This window comes from Rhizobium sp. BR 317 (genome assembly GCF_047445835.1).
In the GTDB taxonomy this organism is placed as follows: domain Bacteria; phylum Pseudomonadota; class Alphaproteobacteria; order Rhizobiales; family Rhizobiaceae; genus Rhizobium; species Rhizobium paranaense.
In genome coordinates, this window is sequence record NZ_JARWLB010000007.1 from 1 (window position 1) to 15,790 (window position 15,790).

17 protein-coding genes are annotated in these 15,790 nt (G+C 58.7%); all 17 read right to left on the minus strand.

Annotated elements, in window-relative coordinates; translation table 11 throughout:
- Nucleotides 1-775, minus strand: a 775-nt coding sequence (gene folD, locus QD357_RS12745; protein WP_414124408.1) for a bifunctional methylenetetrahydrofolate dehydrogenase/methenyltetrahydrofolate cyclohydrolase FolD, incomplete at its 3' end; no start/stop codon positions are given.
- A 117-nt stretch (nucleotides 776-892) separates the two neighbouring features.
- Nucleotides 893-2,833 (minus strand): GumC family protein, encoded by a 1,941-nt coding sequence (locus QD357_RS12750; RefSeq protein ID WP_107107018.1) that lies wholly within the window; start codon nucleotides 2,831-2,833, stop codon nucleotides 893-895.
- Between the two features lie 112 nt (nucleotides 2,834-2,945).
- Nucleotides 2,946-3,788, minus strand: a complete 843-nt coding sequence (locus tag QD357_RS12755) for a WecB/TagA/CpsF family glycosyltransferase (RefSeq protein ID WP_414124409.1) — start codon at nucleotides 3,786-3,788, stop codon at nucleotides 2,946-2,948.
- A 252-nt stretch (nucleotides 3,789-4,040) separates the two neighbouring features.
- Nucleotides 4,041-4,580, minus strand: coding sequence for a hypothetical protein (locus tag QD357_RS12760; protein ID WP_107107016.1), 540 nt, complete (start codon nucleotides 4,578-4,580; stop codon nucleotides 4,041-4,043).
- Nucleotides 4,577-4,945 carry a hypothetical protein gene (locus QD357_RS12765; RefSeq protein WP_028751231.1) on the minus strand — a complete coding sequence of 123 codons (369 nt, stop codon included), beginning with the start codon at nucleotides 4,943-4,945 and terminating at the stop codon, nucleotides 4,577-4,579. Before QD357_RS12765 ends, QD357_RS12760 begins: the two co-directional genes overlap by 4 nt.
- 14 nt (nucleotides 4,946-4,959) lie before the next feature.
- Complete coding sequence (locus QD357_RS12770; RefSeq protein ID WP_107107015.1) at nucleotides 4,960-5,556, minus strand: rod-binding protein; 597 nt, start codon at nucleotides 5,554-5,556, stop codon at nucleotides 4,960-4,962.
- A 185-nt stretch (nucleotides 5,557-5,741) separates the two neighbouring features.
- A complete protein-coding gene (locus tag QD357_RS12775) occupies nucleotides 5,742-6,161 on the minus strand; it encodes a hypothetical protein (RefSeq protein ID WP_107107014.1) in 420 nt (139 codons plus the stop codon).
- 19 nt (nucleotides 6,162-6,180) lie between these two features.
- Nucleotides 6,181-6,933, minus strand: coding sequence for a flagellar biosynthetic protein FliR (gene fliR / locus QD357_RS12780; RefSeq protein ID WP_107107013.1), 753 nt, complete (start codon nucleotides 6,931-6,933; stop codon nucleotides 6,181-6,183).
- Nucleotides 6,930-9,017, minus strand: a complete 2,088-nt coding sequence (flhA, locus tag QD357_RS12785) for a flagellar biosynthesis protein FlhA (RefSeq protein ID WP_107107012.1) — start codon at nucleotides 9,015-9,017, stop codon at nucleotides 6,930-6,932. Before flhA ends, fliR begins: the two co-directional genes overlap by 4 nt.
- Before the next feature lie 118 nt (nucleotides 9,018-9,135).
- Nucleotides 9,136-9,402: a flagellar biosynthesis protein FliQ gene (gene fliQ / locus QD357_RS12790; protein WP_107107011.1), complete on the minus strand. Its 267-nt coding sequence runs from the start codon at nucleotides 9,400-9,402 to the stop codon at nucleotides 9,136-9,138.
- 30 nt (nucleotides 9,403-9,432) lie between these two features.
- Nucleotides 9,433-9,942: a flagellar hook assembly protein FlgD gene (flgD, locus tag QD357_RS12795; protein ID WP_107107010.1), complete on the minus strand. Its 510-nt coding sequence runs from the start codon at nucleotides 9,940-9,942 to the stop codon at nucleotides 9,433-9,435.
- Nucleotides 9,933-10,382, minus strand: coding sequence for a flagellar biosynthesis repressor FlbT (gene flbT, locus QD357_RS12800; RefSeq protein ID WP_107107009.1), 450 nt, complete (start codon nucleotides 10,380-10,382; stop codon nucleotides 9,933-9,935). The genes flgD and flbT overlap by 10 nt, the downstream gene beginning before the upstream one ends.
- Nucleotides 10,379-10,726, minus strand: coding sequence for a flagellar biosynthesis regulator FlaF (gene flaF / locus QD357_RS12805; protein ID WP_107107008.1), 348 nt, complete (start codon nucleotides 10,724-10,726; stop codon nucleotides 10,379-10,381). The genes flbT and flaF overlap by 4 nt, the downstream gene beginning before the upstream one ends.
- A 37-nt stretch (nucleotides 10,727-10,763) precedes the next feature.
- Nucleotides 10,764-11,822: a flagellar hook-associated family protein gene (locus QD357_RS12810; protein WP_107107007.1), complete on the minus strand. Its 1,059-nt coding sequence runs from the start codon at nucleotides 11,820-11,822 to the stop codon at nucleotides 10,764-10,766.
- A 3-nt stretch (nucleotides 11,823-11,825) separates the two neighbouring features.
- Nucleotides 11,826-13,301 (minus strand): flagellar hook-associated protein FlgK, encoded by a 1,476-nt coding sequence (flgK, locus tag QD357_RS12815; protein ID WP_107107006.1) that lies wholly within the window; start codon nucleotides 13,299-13,301, stop codon nucleotides 11,826-11,828.
- Nucleotides 13,302-13,328: 27 nt separating this feature from the next.
- The gene (locus tag QD357_RS12820; protein WP_107107005.1) at nucleotides 13,329-14,609 is read right to left on the minus strand and encodes a flagellar hook protein FlgE; all 1,281 of its coding nucleotides are present in this window, start codon (nucleotides 14,607-14,609) and stop codon (nucleotides 13,329-13,331) included.
- 289 nt (nucleotides 14,610-14,898) lie between these two features.
- On the minus strand, nucleotides 14,899-15,570 hold the full coding sequence (gene rem / locus QD357_RS12825) for a transcriptional activator Rem (protein ID WP_104822015.1): 672 nt from the start codon (nucleotides 15,568-15,570) through the stop codon (nucleotides 14,899-14,901).
- Nucleotides 15,571-15,790: the final 220 nt, after the last annotated feature.

Below are 15,790 nucleotides of genomic sequence, written 5' to 3' on the forward strand. Positions count from 1 at the left end.
GCAAAGGCGACATGGCGACATCGCCGACCAGACGGCTCTTGCCCTCGCCTCTTTCCGGTGCTGCGATGCGGTTGATGCCGACATCGATGACCGTCGCACCCGGCTTCACCCAATCCGCCTTCACCATTTCCGGCCGGCCGACCGCCGCCACCAGGATATCGGCGTTGCGGGCCACCGTGGCCAAGTCCTTCGTCCGCGAATGCGCCGTCGTTACCGTCGCATTGGCATGAAGCAGCARTTGCGCCATCGGCTTGCCGAACAGGTTGGAACGGCCGATGACGACGGCATTCAGTCCCGACAGRTCYTCGCCATGCACRCGGCGCACCASCAGCATGGCGCCRGCCGGCGTGCAGGAGATGAGGCCGGTCGCCAGATCACCGGTTGCCAGCTTGCCGGCATTGACGACATGCAGGCCATCGACATCCTTGTCCGGCCGGATCGACTGGATGATCGCTTCGGCATTCAAATGCTTCGGCAGCGGCAATTGCACCAGGATGCCGTGGATGGACGCATCCTCGTTCAGCGTCGCCACCAGCTTTGCCAGCTCAGCTTGCGTCGTCTCGGCCGGCAGCGTGTGCTGGATGGAGTTGAAGCCGCATTCCTTGGCCATGCGGCCCTTGGCGCCGACATAGGTGTGGCTCGCCGGATCATCACCGACGATGACGACCGCAAGGCCGGTCTTCACACCCGTGTTCTTTTCCAGTGCTGCGGTTGCCGTCTTCACCGCATCAATTACCGAAGCAGCCACCTGCTTGCCATCGATCACAGTCGTCACGAATATCTCCCGACATTGTTTCGGCGGCAATCTACAAGCCATCGGCCCAGTGGATTTGCCTGCCAACGCCCTATGGTGTCTGAAAGCGGTAATTGCAAGGAAAAAGCAGTGACGGGGTCAGCCCCGCATCGTCTGCCGGCGCGACGCATAGGTCTGGACTTTCGTGCGCAACAACGCCAATTCGCGCTGGATCTGCGTCAGCTCCTCCGAGACCATGGGACGATCATTGGCAACCGGAATAGTGGCATCGAAGTGCGGTCGCGGCAGATCGAGCATTGGTCGCGGCGGCAGTGGGGCCGGCTCGACGACCGCACTGAAAACCGGCTCGGGCGTCATGATGTGCGGGGCTGCCTGATCCTCCGCAAACACCCCGCCGCCCATCCATTTCCGCAGGAAGACCAGGCAAAGTGCTGCGCCAAGGCCCATGATGAAGCCCGCTGCTTGACGACCCGCGAGATTGTCGTCGAGCGGCGTCTTGGCGGCGATGGCAGGGGTGATGACGGCGATCGGAATCTCGGCCTGGGGCGGAGCCGTATCAGCGTTTTGCAGATCGGCGTCATAGTGGCTCTGCGCCGCCGCAACATCGCTCTGAAGCTGACTCAAGCGGGCTATATCGACATCGATGCTTTTCTGGCTGAGAGCGGTCATCCGCGCGGAAAGCGCCGTCCGGTTCTCAAGGGCTGCCTGCAACGCTGCATCGCTGCTGGCGATGAGACGCTGCAGTTGATTGCGGATGTCGGCGACCAGACCATCGATCGTCGCCTGCTGCGCCAACAGACGGGGATGGCGCGGACCAAGCTGCGTGGAAAGCTGGGATAGGACGACCTTGGCGGCGCTATAGCGGCTGCGCAGATCATCGAGAGCGGCCGATGACAGACCGCCCGGCAACGCGCCACTCATGACGCTGGCAGGCGTCGCGGATTTGGCGGCCGAGACGCGCGCCCTTGCGCCCTGCACGGCAGCCTCGGCGGCCTTGATTTCGCCATCCAACTGCTGGCGCTGCTGCTGAAGATCGAGCGCGGCAACGATCCTATCGTCACCATACTGCGCCTTGAAATCGGCCAGCGCTCCCTTCGCTTGATCAAGATTCTTGAGGCTCTTGTCGGCAGGCGAGCTGCCGTTGCCAACAAGCCCTGCCCCTTGCGCAACGGTGGCGTCGTAGATGGTCGCATCGGCCAGACGATTGGCGATCTCTGCCGATCTTGCCGGATCGCTTGTGGTCACGGCGAGATGCAAGGTGCCACTCGACGCATCGATGGTAACGGCGATATCTTTGCGGAAGGCAGCCTGCGCACGCGAGGGCGCGTCGGAAGCGTTCCCATTGCCTGACAGCAATTCCACGGCAACACCGAAAGCGCCGGCCCGATCGCCGGTGAATTCCGGATCGCGGTCGAGCTTCAGCCTGGCGACAACATCGGAAAGCAGGGAGGGCGCCGTGGCGCGTTTGGCGGTGACATCCAGAAGCGCCTGTCGCGCCGCCCCCTGCCCTTTCATTTGCAACACGGTGTGAGAGACATAGCGCGGCGGCGCTGCCACCACCGTCGGGAGAAAAGCGCCCGCCAGCGCTGCGATAGTGACGAAGGCAATGGAGCCGAACCCGAACACCCAGCGACGATGCGGCGGAGGCGCGGTCGCCTGGACGGCAGGCGGTGCGACCAAGGGCAAAAGATCGATTTCAATCTCTTCGGCGCGGGACGAAGGCAATGATTGCTCTGCGATCAGCTCCGGTTGGCGATCCATGATGGTTTCGCGCGCGACAGAATGATCTCGCAGGATGCCGCGGATACGATCGGGGAGCGGCGGAGCCTCTGCGACCTCAGTCACCGCGGGCCTTTTCCGCCCAGAGACCGGATAGGGATCACCATCCAGCATCTTTTGAATGAGGGCCAGCAATTCCGCATCGCTCGCAGCCTGGCGGTCGGCGGGCTGGACATTCGCTGCTACGAGATAGCCGTCCACACCGCGATCGAAATAGGCATGACGTTCGGCGCCGCGGGAAGCCTCGAAGGCATCTGCGTCATTGGAAAGGAATCTGATCCTGGCCTTGCTTTCGAACATCGCGGGTTTTCTCGCGCGCATGGTCAATGACCGATGCCGATGGTTAACCCACTCTAAATTTTCAAGGCAAAGAAAAGGTTAACAACCGCAGCGATCGAGGGCGCGATCAGGATCAACTGGCGAGTTTGTCGGGCGAAGGAAGCCGCAGCAGCGGCGCGGCCTGTGGCTCCGCGGCACGCAGGATACGTTCCTTGCGGCCGAACTGGTGCCGAACGACCTGATAGAGGAAGTGCGGCACGCCGAGAATATAGCGCCGCCATAGCCTGCCCGGCTCCTGAAGCAGGCGATAGATCCATTCGGAGCGCATGGTGCGCATCAGCGCCGGCGCGCGCGGCACCGTGCCGGACACGAAATCGAACAGTGCGCCGACCGTCAGCACCAGCCTCGCATGCTGCGGCTCGATATGGTCGGCGACCCATTTTTCCTGGAGCGGCGTCCCCATGCCGACAATCAGCACGTCGATCTTCTGGCGGCCGACCTCCGCAGCGATCAGATCGCTTTCCGCCTTATCGAAATAGCCGTCTGCAATAACGATGAAGTCATGCCACGGTGCATGCTTGCGGAAATTTTCCGCGGCCTTTTCAACGACATCGCGGCGGCCACCGATCAGGCCGACACGCTTCCGCCGATCCATGAAAGTCAGCAGAGCCGGCACGAAATCGGTGCCGTTCAGATTGGCCGGAAAGGAAACACCATGGGCAACCCGCGAGGCGATATCCAGGCCGACGCCGTCGGGCAGGACAAGATTTTTCGCCAGCACATCGCGATATTTGGCGTCGCGCAGCATCATCAGCATGTTGTGGGCATTGACGAAGGAGATGACGGTCTGGCCGACCGGAAGCGACGCCAGCTCATTGATGAAGTTCAGCGCATCTTCCCAATCGAGGTCGCAGACCGGCAAGTAGAAAATCATTCGACGCGACGTCAGCACGGCAAAATTTGCGACCAGATTCACCCAAAACCTCCTGCCGCGAACGTTCCTACGCTCGACGCCGGCAAATTTCTCGACGCAAATCCTCCACCGCCTGTCCGTTCGGTGACATCGGACGCATCGCTAAGCATGCTTATAGCAAGGCGATCCCAAGCTTCCGTTAGGAAAATCGATCGGAATTGCGGGAGGAAAACAGGGATTTGTTAACGCTGTTTCGGGCGATAGACGCAGCAGGCCGCTCCATGAGGGGAGCGGCCATCACTGTGGTCAATAGGTTTAATGCGCCTGTTTGGGCTCTGCGTCGGGCGCCGCATCGCCCTGGACGATCTTTACGGGCTTAACGGTTCTCTTGCCGGAGCCGTCGCCGCCGCTATTGATCTCGTCCTTGGAGAGGTAGTCGAGCTGTTCGACCAGAACGTCGGCAACATAATCGCCGCCGAGACGTTCGTTCATGTTCTTCTTGATATCGTTGCGGAAACTGACGACATCGAAGCTGGCGGTATGGCCAATGTCGATCGCCTTATTGCCCACCAGCAGGGAATAGAGCTGGTCCGTCGTCAATTCCGTCAACGGCGTTTGTATTTGAGCCACCTTGCCCTTCTCCATCATGAAGGAGATGCGCGTGATGAAATAGCCGCTCACCTGACCGTTGGCGATGACGGGCACGTTGATCGATTCGCCCTTGACGAATTCCTGCTGCGCCTTCTTGGCGTCGTCAGGATTGATCGCGGGCGCCGTCGCCATCTGCACCGAAAAATAGACAGAGGCCAGCGTTACGATGCAGACCCAGAGGCCGGTGAGGACGAGCTTGATCATCCGGCCTCACGGACGCGGAACTGCTCCTGCGAATAGGTGCCGTCCGCATCGGCGTTCTGCACCGCGTTCTTCAGGATATCGGCAACGGCACGCACGGCTTCGAGATGGGCTTCGACGCGGCGCGCGTTCAAGACCAGCTTCTTCTTCAGCCCGTGCAACTGCTCGATATGCGCKACCGCAAGCTCGGCCGGATTGGTATCGCGAAACAGCATCGACAATTCGTAGAGGCAGCGGCTCTTATGCGCGTTCGATACCTTGAGATCGAATTCCGGATCGGTGCCGATCCGGCTGTTCTCGTTATCGATGATCATCTCCAAGCGGCCAAGGACCGACTTGATGCGGTAGTCGTTCGAAATCACTTCCATGTCCATCCCCCAGGTCATACTTTCTTGGACGTCAGCGCATCTTGATTGGTGACGGTCGTATCGCTGTCACCATTGGTCTCAGCCGCCGCAAGCGTCTTGCGCTGGAAATCGGTAATTGCGCTCAGCGCCATCTTCTTGTCGTTCTCATTGGTTGCCGAGTTGACAGCGCCGGTGTTGCGCATCTTGTCGACCTGTTCCTTGTACATTTGCTCGGCAATGCCAACGCCGCCATTCTTGGCCAGCGTATTGCCGAGCTGTTCGGCCATCATGCCCTTCCAGATCTCGCCGGCGGAGCCCTTGCCGTAGAGTGTTTCGCTGTTTGGCAGCATGTTCTTCACGAAGTTCTGCAGCACCATCGCTTCGAACTTGTGATAGGCCTGCGGCACCTTTGTCTGTGCCGTATGCGTGTTGGCGTTGCTGAGGCCGGCCTTCGTCGCGGCGCTGTCCAGCGCACTCACGGTCGAGGCAAAACCATTGCCATTTTCCGCCAGGCTTGTGGCGGCAAAGGCAGCCCTGTTGGCCGCGAGCTTTTCCTGGGCTGCCTGAACGTCGGCCGGATTGGCGGCCTTGACGACATCCAGGACCAAATCACTCGGAGGCGAAATAGCCACGTCACGTTTCCTTTCACTAAAGCATGACCCTGCGACGCGTGAAGCAGCCATCGAGCAAGATTATGCCGAAATCGAGCGGTTAGAGCGTCATGGTTCATTTGAACGCATGAAGATCATCTAATCTTTTGAATCCGGAGCAAGGTGGCGATTCGGGGAGGAGCCATCTTGTTCTAAGATCGCGACGATTATGGTTTTTGAACCTTGCTGGAGGCTGGCGTTGCGCCTGCGAAGCGCTGATCGATGATGTCGTAGACGGCATTGTCGTCCGCCTCGCGCATTTCCAGCTCGCGAGCGTCCTTCATATGCTCTTCCAACCGGTCCGCCTTGGTGCGCTCTTGCAAGACTTTTGTCTCGATCAGCTTCTGGATGCCATCAAGCTGCTGATCCTTGAGCGTCAGGCGGCCATAGCGCCCGGCATAGTGCACCGAAAATGCCATATGGATCGGATCGGCCGAGCTGATCGCATCGATCAGCTTTTCCATCGACTGGCTGACCTCGTTGCGCTGGCGGGTAGTATCCGCAAGCTCGTTTTCCGCTATCCGCTCGAGATGGCGTTGCACGGCGACGAGGCGCTTCAGTTTTTCGGACCGGCTCTTTTCCGCCATGGCTTCGGCTTCGCCCTCGCTAATGCCCGTTGAAGACGCGGAGGAAAGCGCCGGAGAACTGGCTGACGATCGCCGCGATACTGAGATAGAGCATGAACAGCCCGCCCATCAGCAGATAGGGCGTGGAGATGAAATAGATCGGGATCTGCGGCGCGAGCTTATTGATGAAGCCGATCGAAATCTGGAACATCAGACCATAGAGCAGGAAGGGGCTCGTCAACCGCAGCATGATGAAAAAGGTGGCCTGCAGCGTATCCGCCACCGACACTAGCGAGGCGCGCGCATCGACATGGCCACCAAAAGGCAGGACCGAATAGGAATCGACCAGCGCCTGTAGGACGTGGTGGTGAAAGTCCAGGATGAACAGCATCATCAGGCCGCAGAAGCTGATCAAGCTCGTCAGCGTCGTCTCGTTCGTCTCTTCGATAACGTCCATACCGCCTGGCGCATTGAAACCGATCAACATCGATATGGCCGTGCCGGCAAATTGCAGCCCAAGCGTATAGAGCCGCGCAATCATGCCGTACATCAGGCCGATCACCGTTTCGGTGAAGATCAGACCGATATAGGTGCCGCTGCCTTTGGATACTTCCGGATAGATCGTGTTCCAGAGCAGCGGCAGGATCGCCATAGACAATGCCGCGGCCAGCAGCACCCGAACCTGCGGCGGCACACGGCCTGACGAAAACCCCGGTAGCACCATGATGCAGCCGCCAATGCGGCAGAAGGCGAGAAACAACGCCAAAATGGTGCCCTGGGGGTCTGTTATCATGAAATGGAACCTAGAATCTTGATCTCGATCCCCTTGGCCAATTCCACATGCGACAAGACCGGCAGAGTCGCGAACAGGCGTTCGATGATCATGCGCACATAGGAGCGTGTTTCCGGCGAGGTGACAAGCACGAAGGGCAAGCCGCGGTCCATGTATTCACGGATAACTTTGCCTGCCTGCTCGCTGAATTCTTCCAGATTGCGCGGATCGATGTCGAACTCGACGATTTCGCCCTTCTGGTCGCGCTTCAGTGCCTGATGGAAGATGAGATCCCACTTGCTGCCGAGACGGAGGACGCGCAGCACGCCATTGTCCGCGAGGTCGCCGCAGAGCTGCTGCGCCATGCGCACGCGCACATGCTCGACGATCTGCTCCGTCTTGCGCACATGCGGTGCGAGTTCCGCAACGGCTTCGAGAATGAGGTGCAGGTTGCGGATCGAGACACGCTCGGCAAGCAGCAGCTTCAGCACCGCCTGCAGCCCGGAATAGGACATGTGCGACGAGCAGATCTCATCGGCGAGCTTCTTGTATTCCGGATCGAGGCGCTCGATCAGGATCTTGACGTCCTTATAGGAGAGAAGTGCCGGCAGGTTGTTGCGGATGACTTCGCTCATATGCGTCAGCACGACGGAGACATTGTCGATCGGCTGGAAGCCTTCGCGCTTCAAATCCTCGGTGAAGGCTTCGAGGACGGAGACGGCGGGCATGCCGAAGGCGGGTTCGCGGATCTCATCGCCCGGCACGGTCGGCTTGCGGCCCGAACCGGTGACGACGAGCACCTCGCCGACACGCAGCATATTGGAAGCGACCGTCGTGCCGTGGATGCGGATCTGATAGGATTTGTCGGCAATGGCGATGTCGTCGGTGACCTTGATTTCCGGCACCACGAAACCGTATTGCGTCGCGAATTTCTTGCGCATTTTGCCAACGCGGAAGGCCAGCTCCTGATGCGCGCCGAGCAGCCGGGTGGAGACGATCTTGCCGAGCGCCAATTCGATTTCCGAGGTCGTCAGAACCGACTTGACCGAATCCTTCTCCATTTCCTTCGACTGCATCACCTTCTTTTCTTCCGCATCGCGGCGAAGCTTGTTTTCGGCTTCGACCTGCCGCGGAATGAACCAGGCGCCGCCCGCCATGAGGCCGCCGAGAATGAGGAAGGGAAGGAATGGCATGCCCGGCATGACGGCCAGGATGCCCATGAGGATCGCGGCGACAGCGAGCGCACGCGGATAGCCGCTCAACTGGTTGATAACGGCCTGGTCGGTGGAGCCGGCGGTGCCGCCGCGCGAAACGAGAAGGCCGGCGGCGAGCGAGACGATGAGCGCCGGCATCTGCGATACCAGACCGTCACCGACGGAAAGCTTGACGAAGACATCAGCCGCCTGGCCGATCTGCATGCCATGGCGGAAATAACCGATAATGATGCCGCCGAAGATGTTGATGCAGGTAATAAGCAGGCCGGCGACGGCATCACCGCGCACGAATTTCGAAGCACCGTCCATCGCGCCGAAGAAGGAGCTTTCCTCTTCCAGCTCGCGGCGGCGGCGCTGAGCCTCTTTTTCGTCGATCAGGCCGGCCGACAGATCGGCGTCGATCGCCATCTGCTTACCCGGGATGGCATCGAGGGTGAAGCGCGCGCCGACTTCGGCGATACGCGTCGCACCCTTGGTGATAACGATGAAATTGATGGTGATCAGGATCATGAAGACGATCAGACCGATCACGAAATCGCCGGACATTACCAGGCTGGAGAAACCCGCGATCACGCCGCCGGCCGCATCATGCCCTTCATAGCCGTGCGAAAGAATGACGCGTGTCGTCGCGATGTTCAGCGACAGACGCGTCATGGTCGCGATCAGCAGGATCGTCGGGAAGGACGAGAATTCCAGCGGCTTCTTGATCCACAGCGCCACCATCAGGATCAGCACCGAGAGCGCGATCGAGAAGGCCAGACCCATATCGATGAGGAATGGCGGGATCGGCAGGAACAGCACGCAGAGGATGACCATGATACCGAGGGCAAACCCGATATCACGCATGCTGGGATTGGCTTTGGGAAGTGCTATTGCGGGTGGTTGCGCCATCGACCGGTTCCGTCTCTTCATGAGAGGGGGCAAGCGGCTGACCCGTTTGCCCTATTCGGTCAAATCCTTAAAAGGCGAAGCTTGCGCGAGAATGGCCTCGCGCTGATCGCCCGCCGTCCTAAAACCCCGACTGAATTCGGGAAAAGACGAGGTTGGTGAAGATCGAAATCTGCGAGCCGACGAAGGGAGCCGTGATGCCGACGGTCACCATGACGGCAACGATCTTCGGAACGAAGGTCAATGTGGCTTCCTGCACCTGTGTCAGCGCCTGGATCAAGGCGATGACGAGGCCGACGAGCATGGCGGCGAGAACGGCCGGGCCCGAGGAAACGAGCACCGTCCAGATCGCCGCCTGGAAGATATCCAATGCATCGGCTTCATTCATAATATCTTCATCCTTTAGTTCAGCGGCTCCTCATGAGCCGCTGGTCGAGCTGCTACTGTCAGTCGAATCGCTGCTGCTAGTATCCGTCGTTGACGTCGGCGCATCAATGGTCGTGCCCGAAGGAGCAACAGTAACGCCGGCCTGCAGCAGCACTTTGTCGCCCGCGTCGGTTTCTGCGATGATACCGTCCGAATAGACGGTTACTTCCTTGATCGTACCGGTCACAGTGCCGTCGGCACTCATGATCTCCTTGCCGATATAGTCCGACGCATTCGAAATCCATTGGTTCTGCAACACCGTTTCCAGGTGCGAGTTCGTCTGGATCTGCTGTTCGACCTGAGAGAAGCTGGCGAGCTGCGAAATCTGCTGGCTGGCATCCATCGGGTCGGTCGGGTCCTGCGTCTTCATCTGGGCGATGAGGAGCTGGAGGAAGTCGTTATAATTCAGAGTGGCGCTTGTAGACGCCGCTGCAGCACTGCTCGAACTGCTACTGCTGGTACTACTGCTGCTGCTGAGCACACTGACCGGATCTACCGCCACGGAGCGATCTCCCGGCGGATGTGTTCGATCGTTGCCGCCGGCATCTCCTGGCTGTTAAGGATGTTGTCCTCGACCGGATAAAGCCCCCGGATTGCCTTCAGCGCATCGAAGGCGCGGCCCGTGGCAACGAGGCCGTCGATACGCTTCAGCTCGGCCAGCACTTCCTCGTTGCGGAAGCATGTGAGCAACATGACGATCGACTTGCGGAACATTGCCGTCGATTGTTCCTTGCCTTCCGGATTGATGAGGATCATCTGCGCGATGAAATAGAGCTGGCGCAGCGGCGTCGTCGCATCCTCCGGCTGGAGAACGTGGTTCTCGAGCAGGAAGGTCACATCATTCAGGAATTCCAGGGCGACCTTGCGGTCAACACGCAGCACGGCCCCGTTGATAAAAATTCTTTCCCCGGCTTTAAGCGATATGCGAAGCGTACTTTTCATTTAAGTCCATCCCTGATGATGGTGGTGACATCGATGATGCCTTGATAATTTTCCGACTGGCGCCTACGGATCCGATCGCATTCCTTCAAAATCCAGATTGCGATGGAGATCAGATTGGCACGCAGTTCGACGTTGAGCTGGTTCTCCGGGCTTTTCAGATCCTCAATAAAGCTGAGCCAGACGCGTCTTGTGTAGAACAACGCCTCGATCGCTTCGCGGCCGTACTTCCCCTTGTCACGGGCCGCTGAGAGAAGAGCTACCGACCGGTCCAGTACTTGCCGTTCTCTTTCTTTGGCGTCGGCCACCGCATCCTGCATGACTTCCGCATATGAGAACTGATACATTCATGCATCCTTCCTGGTCATTACATCCCTTTGATCATCAAAGGTAATTTACAAGGCTCAGCTGCTGTATCTTGGAGACGATAGTATAGGCCGTCTCAAGCTGAGTTTCGAGGCTATTGACTTTGGTCGAAGCCTCATAAGGATCGACTCCGGTAAGGTCCCCGATATTAGTGTTAATGATGTCTTTCTGAGCATTCAGCGATGTGTTCGCATCTGAGAGACGCGATTGCGACAGGCCGAGCTGGCTCGACTGGTCGTTGATCCCGTCGATCGCCTGACGCGTATAGCTGGTGGCCTGGTCGTTGACCGCGTTCAACGCGTCCTGGCTCAAGTTCAATGACGAGTCCATCAGCGAATTGACCACGGTGGTTGCGAGCGCCAGGTAGCGCATGCCGGGTTCATTGGCGTTGGTCGAGGAATCGATCACTTCCGAGTTGCTGATGCGGCTCGACATGTTCTGATCCGAAGCGGCCGACCAGCTTGCCCAGCTATCCGGCGCAGTAGCGCTGTCCGACGTGAACATCGGCTCGACCTGGGTGGTGATGAAATCCGTCATCTGGTCGCCGGTGAGCTGATCGACGGTCGTGCCGTTGTCGCTGGCGTATTGTGACAACGCCGCCTGGATAGACGTTGTTGCTTCGGAGGTGTAGTCGGTCATCGGCTGCACGTCGGTATTGGTGCCGGCAAAGAGATACTCACCGTTGACCATGGTATTGGCATCGGAAAGGAAGCTCGAAAGTGTCGCACTCGCCGTCTGCTGCGTCAGCGACACGCTGCTGCCATCGGTGTTGCCGCGCAACGCCACCAGTTGGTCCATCAGCTTCTGGGATTGGGACGACATATCGCTCAGGGCCGTCTGCGAGGACGACATGCGCTGGTCGGCGATCGAGTTGCTGCTCAGCAGGGAATCGATGCGCGTCACTTCCCGTGTGAGATTGACGCTGAGCGCGGTGTTGCTGCCCAGCGCGACACCGATATCGGCATAGACACCGGTCGTCGCTTCTGTCGAAGCATCCGTCATCTCATTCTGCGACTGACGGATCGTCTGGCGCATAGCGTTCTGAATGGCTGCGCTTGAAATGAAGGAAAGTTTCATGGCTTAGCTCGCAATATCCAGTACCGATTGAAGCATTTCGTTCACGGCGTTCAATATCTTCGTTCCCGCCTTGTAGGATTGCTCGATGTCCATCATCAGCGTCAGCTCTTCATCGAGGTTGACCCCGGTCTCGTTCGAATAGACTTCGGATGACCGAGACAGTGCCGCCGAGGTATTTTCCGCCGCCGTATTTGCCGAGCTGCGCTGATCTTCCAGCCAGCCGATAGAATCGGACGCGTAATTCATGATGCTGGCTGTCGTGTCGGAGCCGGCATCGGCGTCGAAGTCCATCTTCGTGTCAAAGCCGGTGACGTAGGAGTCGAGCAGCGTGGAATAGCCGCTGTCGCCACTGGAGTTGACGACATAGTCGGAACCGTTGATGCCGCCATCCCGCAAGAGGGTTGGATCGCCGCCTTCCGAGGTGATCAGTGCGGAATTGACCTCAATCGTACCGGCCATGCCGGAGACGGTGGTGGCATCGGTCGGCACCGTGCCGCCACTCCATGTGAAAAGGCCGGGCAACGGATCTTGAGTGGAGTCGGACTGGTTCTTTTCCGAAAACATCGACACAAGGCCGCGGGCGATTTCGTTGAGCTGCTTCTGGTAGGTCGGGGCAATGTCGTCGCGAACCTGAAGTGCTGCCTGAAGACTGCCCTGAGCCGTCGTGTCAGCGCCCTCGCCGGGATCGACTGCCACACCGTCGATATAAACATTGTTGCCGACGGTGCCATCCGTGTAGGAATTCGTCGGCGAGAAGGTCACCTGACGCGGTATCGTCTCGAACAGTGTCGTGCCGCCGCTGGTATAGAGCGCCATGTCGCCGTTCGATCGTGTTACCGTGGTGACACCGACGATCTGGGAAATCTGCTTCAGAACCGCATCGCGTTGGTCCGTTGCATCCGCCAGCGCGGAAGAGGTTGGACCGGCGGTCGCGGTCGCTGTCTTGACCGCATCATTCGCCTGCTCGAACTGCGAGAGCAGGCTGTTCAGCGAGTCTACATCCGAGCTGATTTCCTTGTCGGCATCGGTGCGAATTCCGTTGACGGCCGTGGTGGCGTTGTTCAGGGAATTTGCGAGATCCTGGGCAGCGTTGACGGCCGATTGCGCCGCGGTGGTGCTGGCCGGCGAACCAGCATAGGTCTGCATTGCCGTTTGCAGGGCGGCAAGGTAGGTGGCCGGCGCGATCTCGTTGTCGTTGCCGCCGATCGTTCCGGATTGAATATCCTCATAGCCCTTCAGCAGGCGTTGCTGAGCAGCATCGTCGGACGTGCTGCCCAGGAACGCTTTCTGCAAGGAAGGCTCGTCGGCGCGGGCGATCTTTACGACCTGTGCGCCAGTCATGTCCGTCGTCAACATCGCCTGGCGACGGGTATAATCCGTGTTGCCGGCATTGGCGATATTGTTCGATACGACACTGCTCTGCGTGCCGGTATTGTTGAATATCGCTTGAGCGTTATTGAGTGCTGTGGTGAGCGACATGGCTGGCTCGTTACCCTATCGTACTTATTAACGTTGCAGGTTGACCAGAACGTCCAGAAGGTCGGAACCGGCTTGGAACACCTTGGAGTTCGCGGTGTAGCTTTTCTGCGCCTCGATCATGGTCGTCAGTTCGGTCGCGAGGTCGACGTTGGACTCTTCCAGCGCGCCGGACTGAATATAGCCAAAGCCGCCAGTCTGCGGGAAACCGGTCACCGTAACGCCCGAGTCACCATTGGCCGAATAGACGTTGCCGCTCTCAAGCGTCAGATTGTCGGGGCTTGCCACCGTGGCGAGCGGGATACGATAGAGGGCCTTGGTGGAGCTGTCCTTATAGACTGCATTGACCGTGCCATCCTTACCGATGGTGACACTCGTCACCGGGTTCGGAGCCTGGCCGTTCATGCTGCCCGTCGCGTTGAAGTCGGTAGCGACCTGGGTGAAGCCCGTCATATCCATTGAGATGGTTTGCGTCGTCGATCCACTGGTGAAGCTGAGATCGAACGTTCCGCCGCTCGTCAAAGCGCCAGTGTCGTCAAAATCCAGCTCCGTGCTGCCGACGGGATCGCTGCTATAAAGAGCACTGCCCGATGTCGGATTGGAGACCAAGTCTGCTTGATTGTAGACCGTTACATCCCACGTATTGTCGGCTGTCTTGGTATAGTAGACGTCGAAGGTGGTGGCATTGCCCTGGCTGTCATAACCGGTGACCGAGACCTTGTTCGTGTCGTCGGTTACCGGCGCCAGATTTTCGGACGGCAGATGACCGGTGGAGCTGGTGGTCGCGATGGTGGCATTAGAATTGAGGTTGCCTTCCATCTCGCCGGTCGTCGTAGCGACCGCGGTCACGCCGTTCTGGCTGACATTGATCGGTTCCAGGCCGCTGAAGCCGTTGACGACCACAGAAGCCGTCCCGGACGAGCTAGCGGGATAGCCCATCAGCGTGAAGCCGGCGGAATTGACGAGGTTGCCCGAGGAGTCCGCAGAAAAGTCGCCGGAGCGGCTGAGGAACGTCTGTCCGGACGAGCTCTGGACGACGAAGAAGCCGTTGCCCTGGATTGCGAGGTCGGTGCTCGAGGTCGTGTAGGATATGGTGCCCTGCTGCGAGATCGCCTGATGCACCGACGTCTGGACGCCGCCGGAACTGTAGCTGCCGGCCGAGGAAGGCAGGACGAGGGAGGAAAAGCTCGCCGTTGATTCTTTGTAGGCGGTGGTATTGGCGTTGGCGATGTTGTCAGAAACAGTGCCCAAACGGTTCGCCTGGGCGTTCATCCCTGAAACCGCGGTTTTCATGCTGCCGAAAATGCTCATCTGGAATCCTCGTTTTCCTCGTAAGGCTGAGAGTATGGGGCGGGCCTTGCGTGAAGCTGTCTGAAAAGAGGAAAAGCCGGTCATCATGATGCAGCTTTTCGAAGATTGCTGCGACGCGTCAAAAAGAACGCTCAAGGGTCGCAGTGACGGTAAGAGTTGGCGCACCTTCTCATTCGAACACCGCCGTCGATGTTCGGGCCCGCGTATAATTCTGGGGAATTGGGAGAAATTCTGGGAGGGAATTACACGCGGGGTTCGAGCGTTGCTACGCCAAATCCCGATCGATGGATCAATTCCAATCGATGCAGTAGCCAAGGAAGCGCTTGGAATCGACGGGGTCGAAACCGAGCTTCTTGCGCAACTTCTTGCGCAGCTTGGAGATGTGGCTTTCAACGACGTTCTCTTCGACTTCCTCGTCGAAGATGCCGTAGATCGCGTTGAAGATCTGCGTCTTGGTCACCCGGCGGCCGCGGTTGGAAATCAAATATTCCAGGATGCGCCGTTCGCGCCGCGGAAGGGCGAAGACATCGCCGTTGATCTCCGGGTCACGGCCGTCCGCGAAAACGCGAATCGGGCCGATGTCGGTGTAGCTGGTGATCGCCTTCAGCCGCCGGCGGATCGCTGCCGCACGGGCAAGGATCTCGCGCGGATGCACCGGCTTACGGACGACATCGTCGACGCCGCAGTCGAAGAGCGCCAGCGTCGATTCCAGCGAGGGCTGATCGCTAACGGCAATAACCGGGGCGACAGAGCGGTCGCGAATTGCCCGCGGCAATTCGTGCACATGCTGTCCCTGTCCGATCAGAAATGCTTCGACGGCGGCAATATCGCCGTCTGCAGCGGTCGTGACCCATTCGCCGAATTCCCGGGGATCGAACCCCGTCGACGGGATGCCCTCGCGCCCAAAGAGAGAAGTGTAACCATCCTTAACGAGCTCTCGCTCATCAACCACTACGATCATTCGTCCGCCTCCGAATCAGTGTGGTGTTTCGATGGACTATGGGTACGAATCGGGCGAATCACGAACAACTGAAGGAAATGAGTGACGGGAATTAATAATTGATTAAGATTTAGGGTACGATTTGCACTATATGTAGTGGGTGCTCTTCGTTTTACACCGATAAAAATTTGGTTAGTTAGTATATTATGAATATATGTAATTCAGGCAATCTGCATGTTGT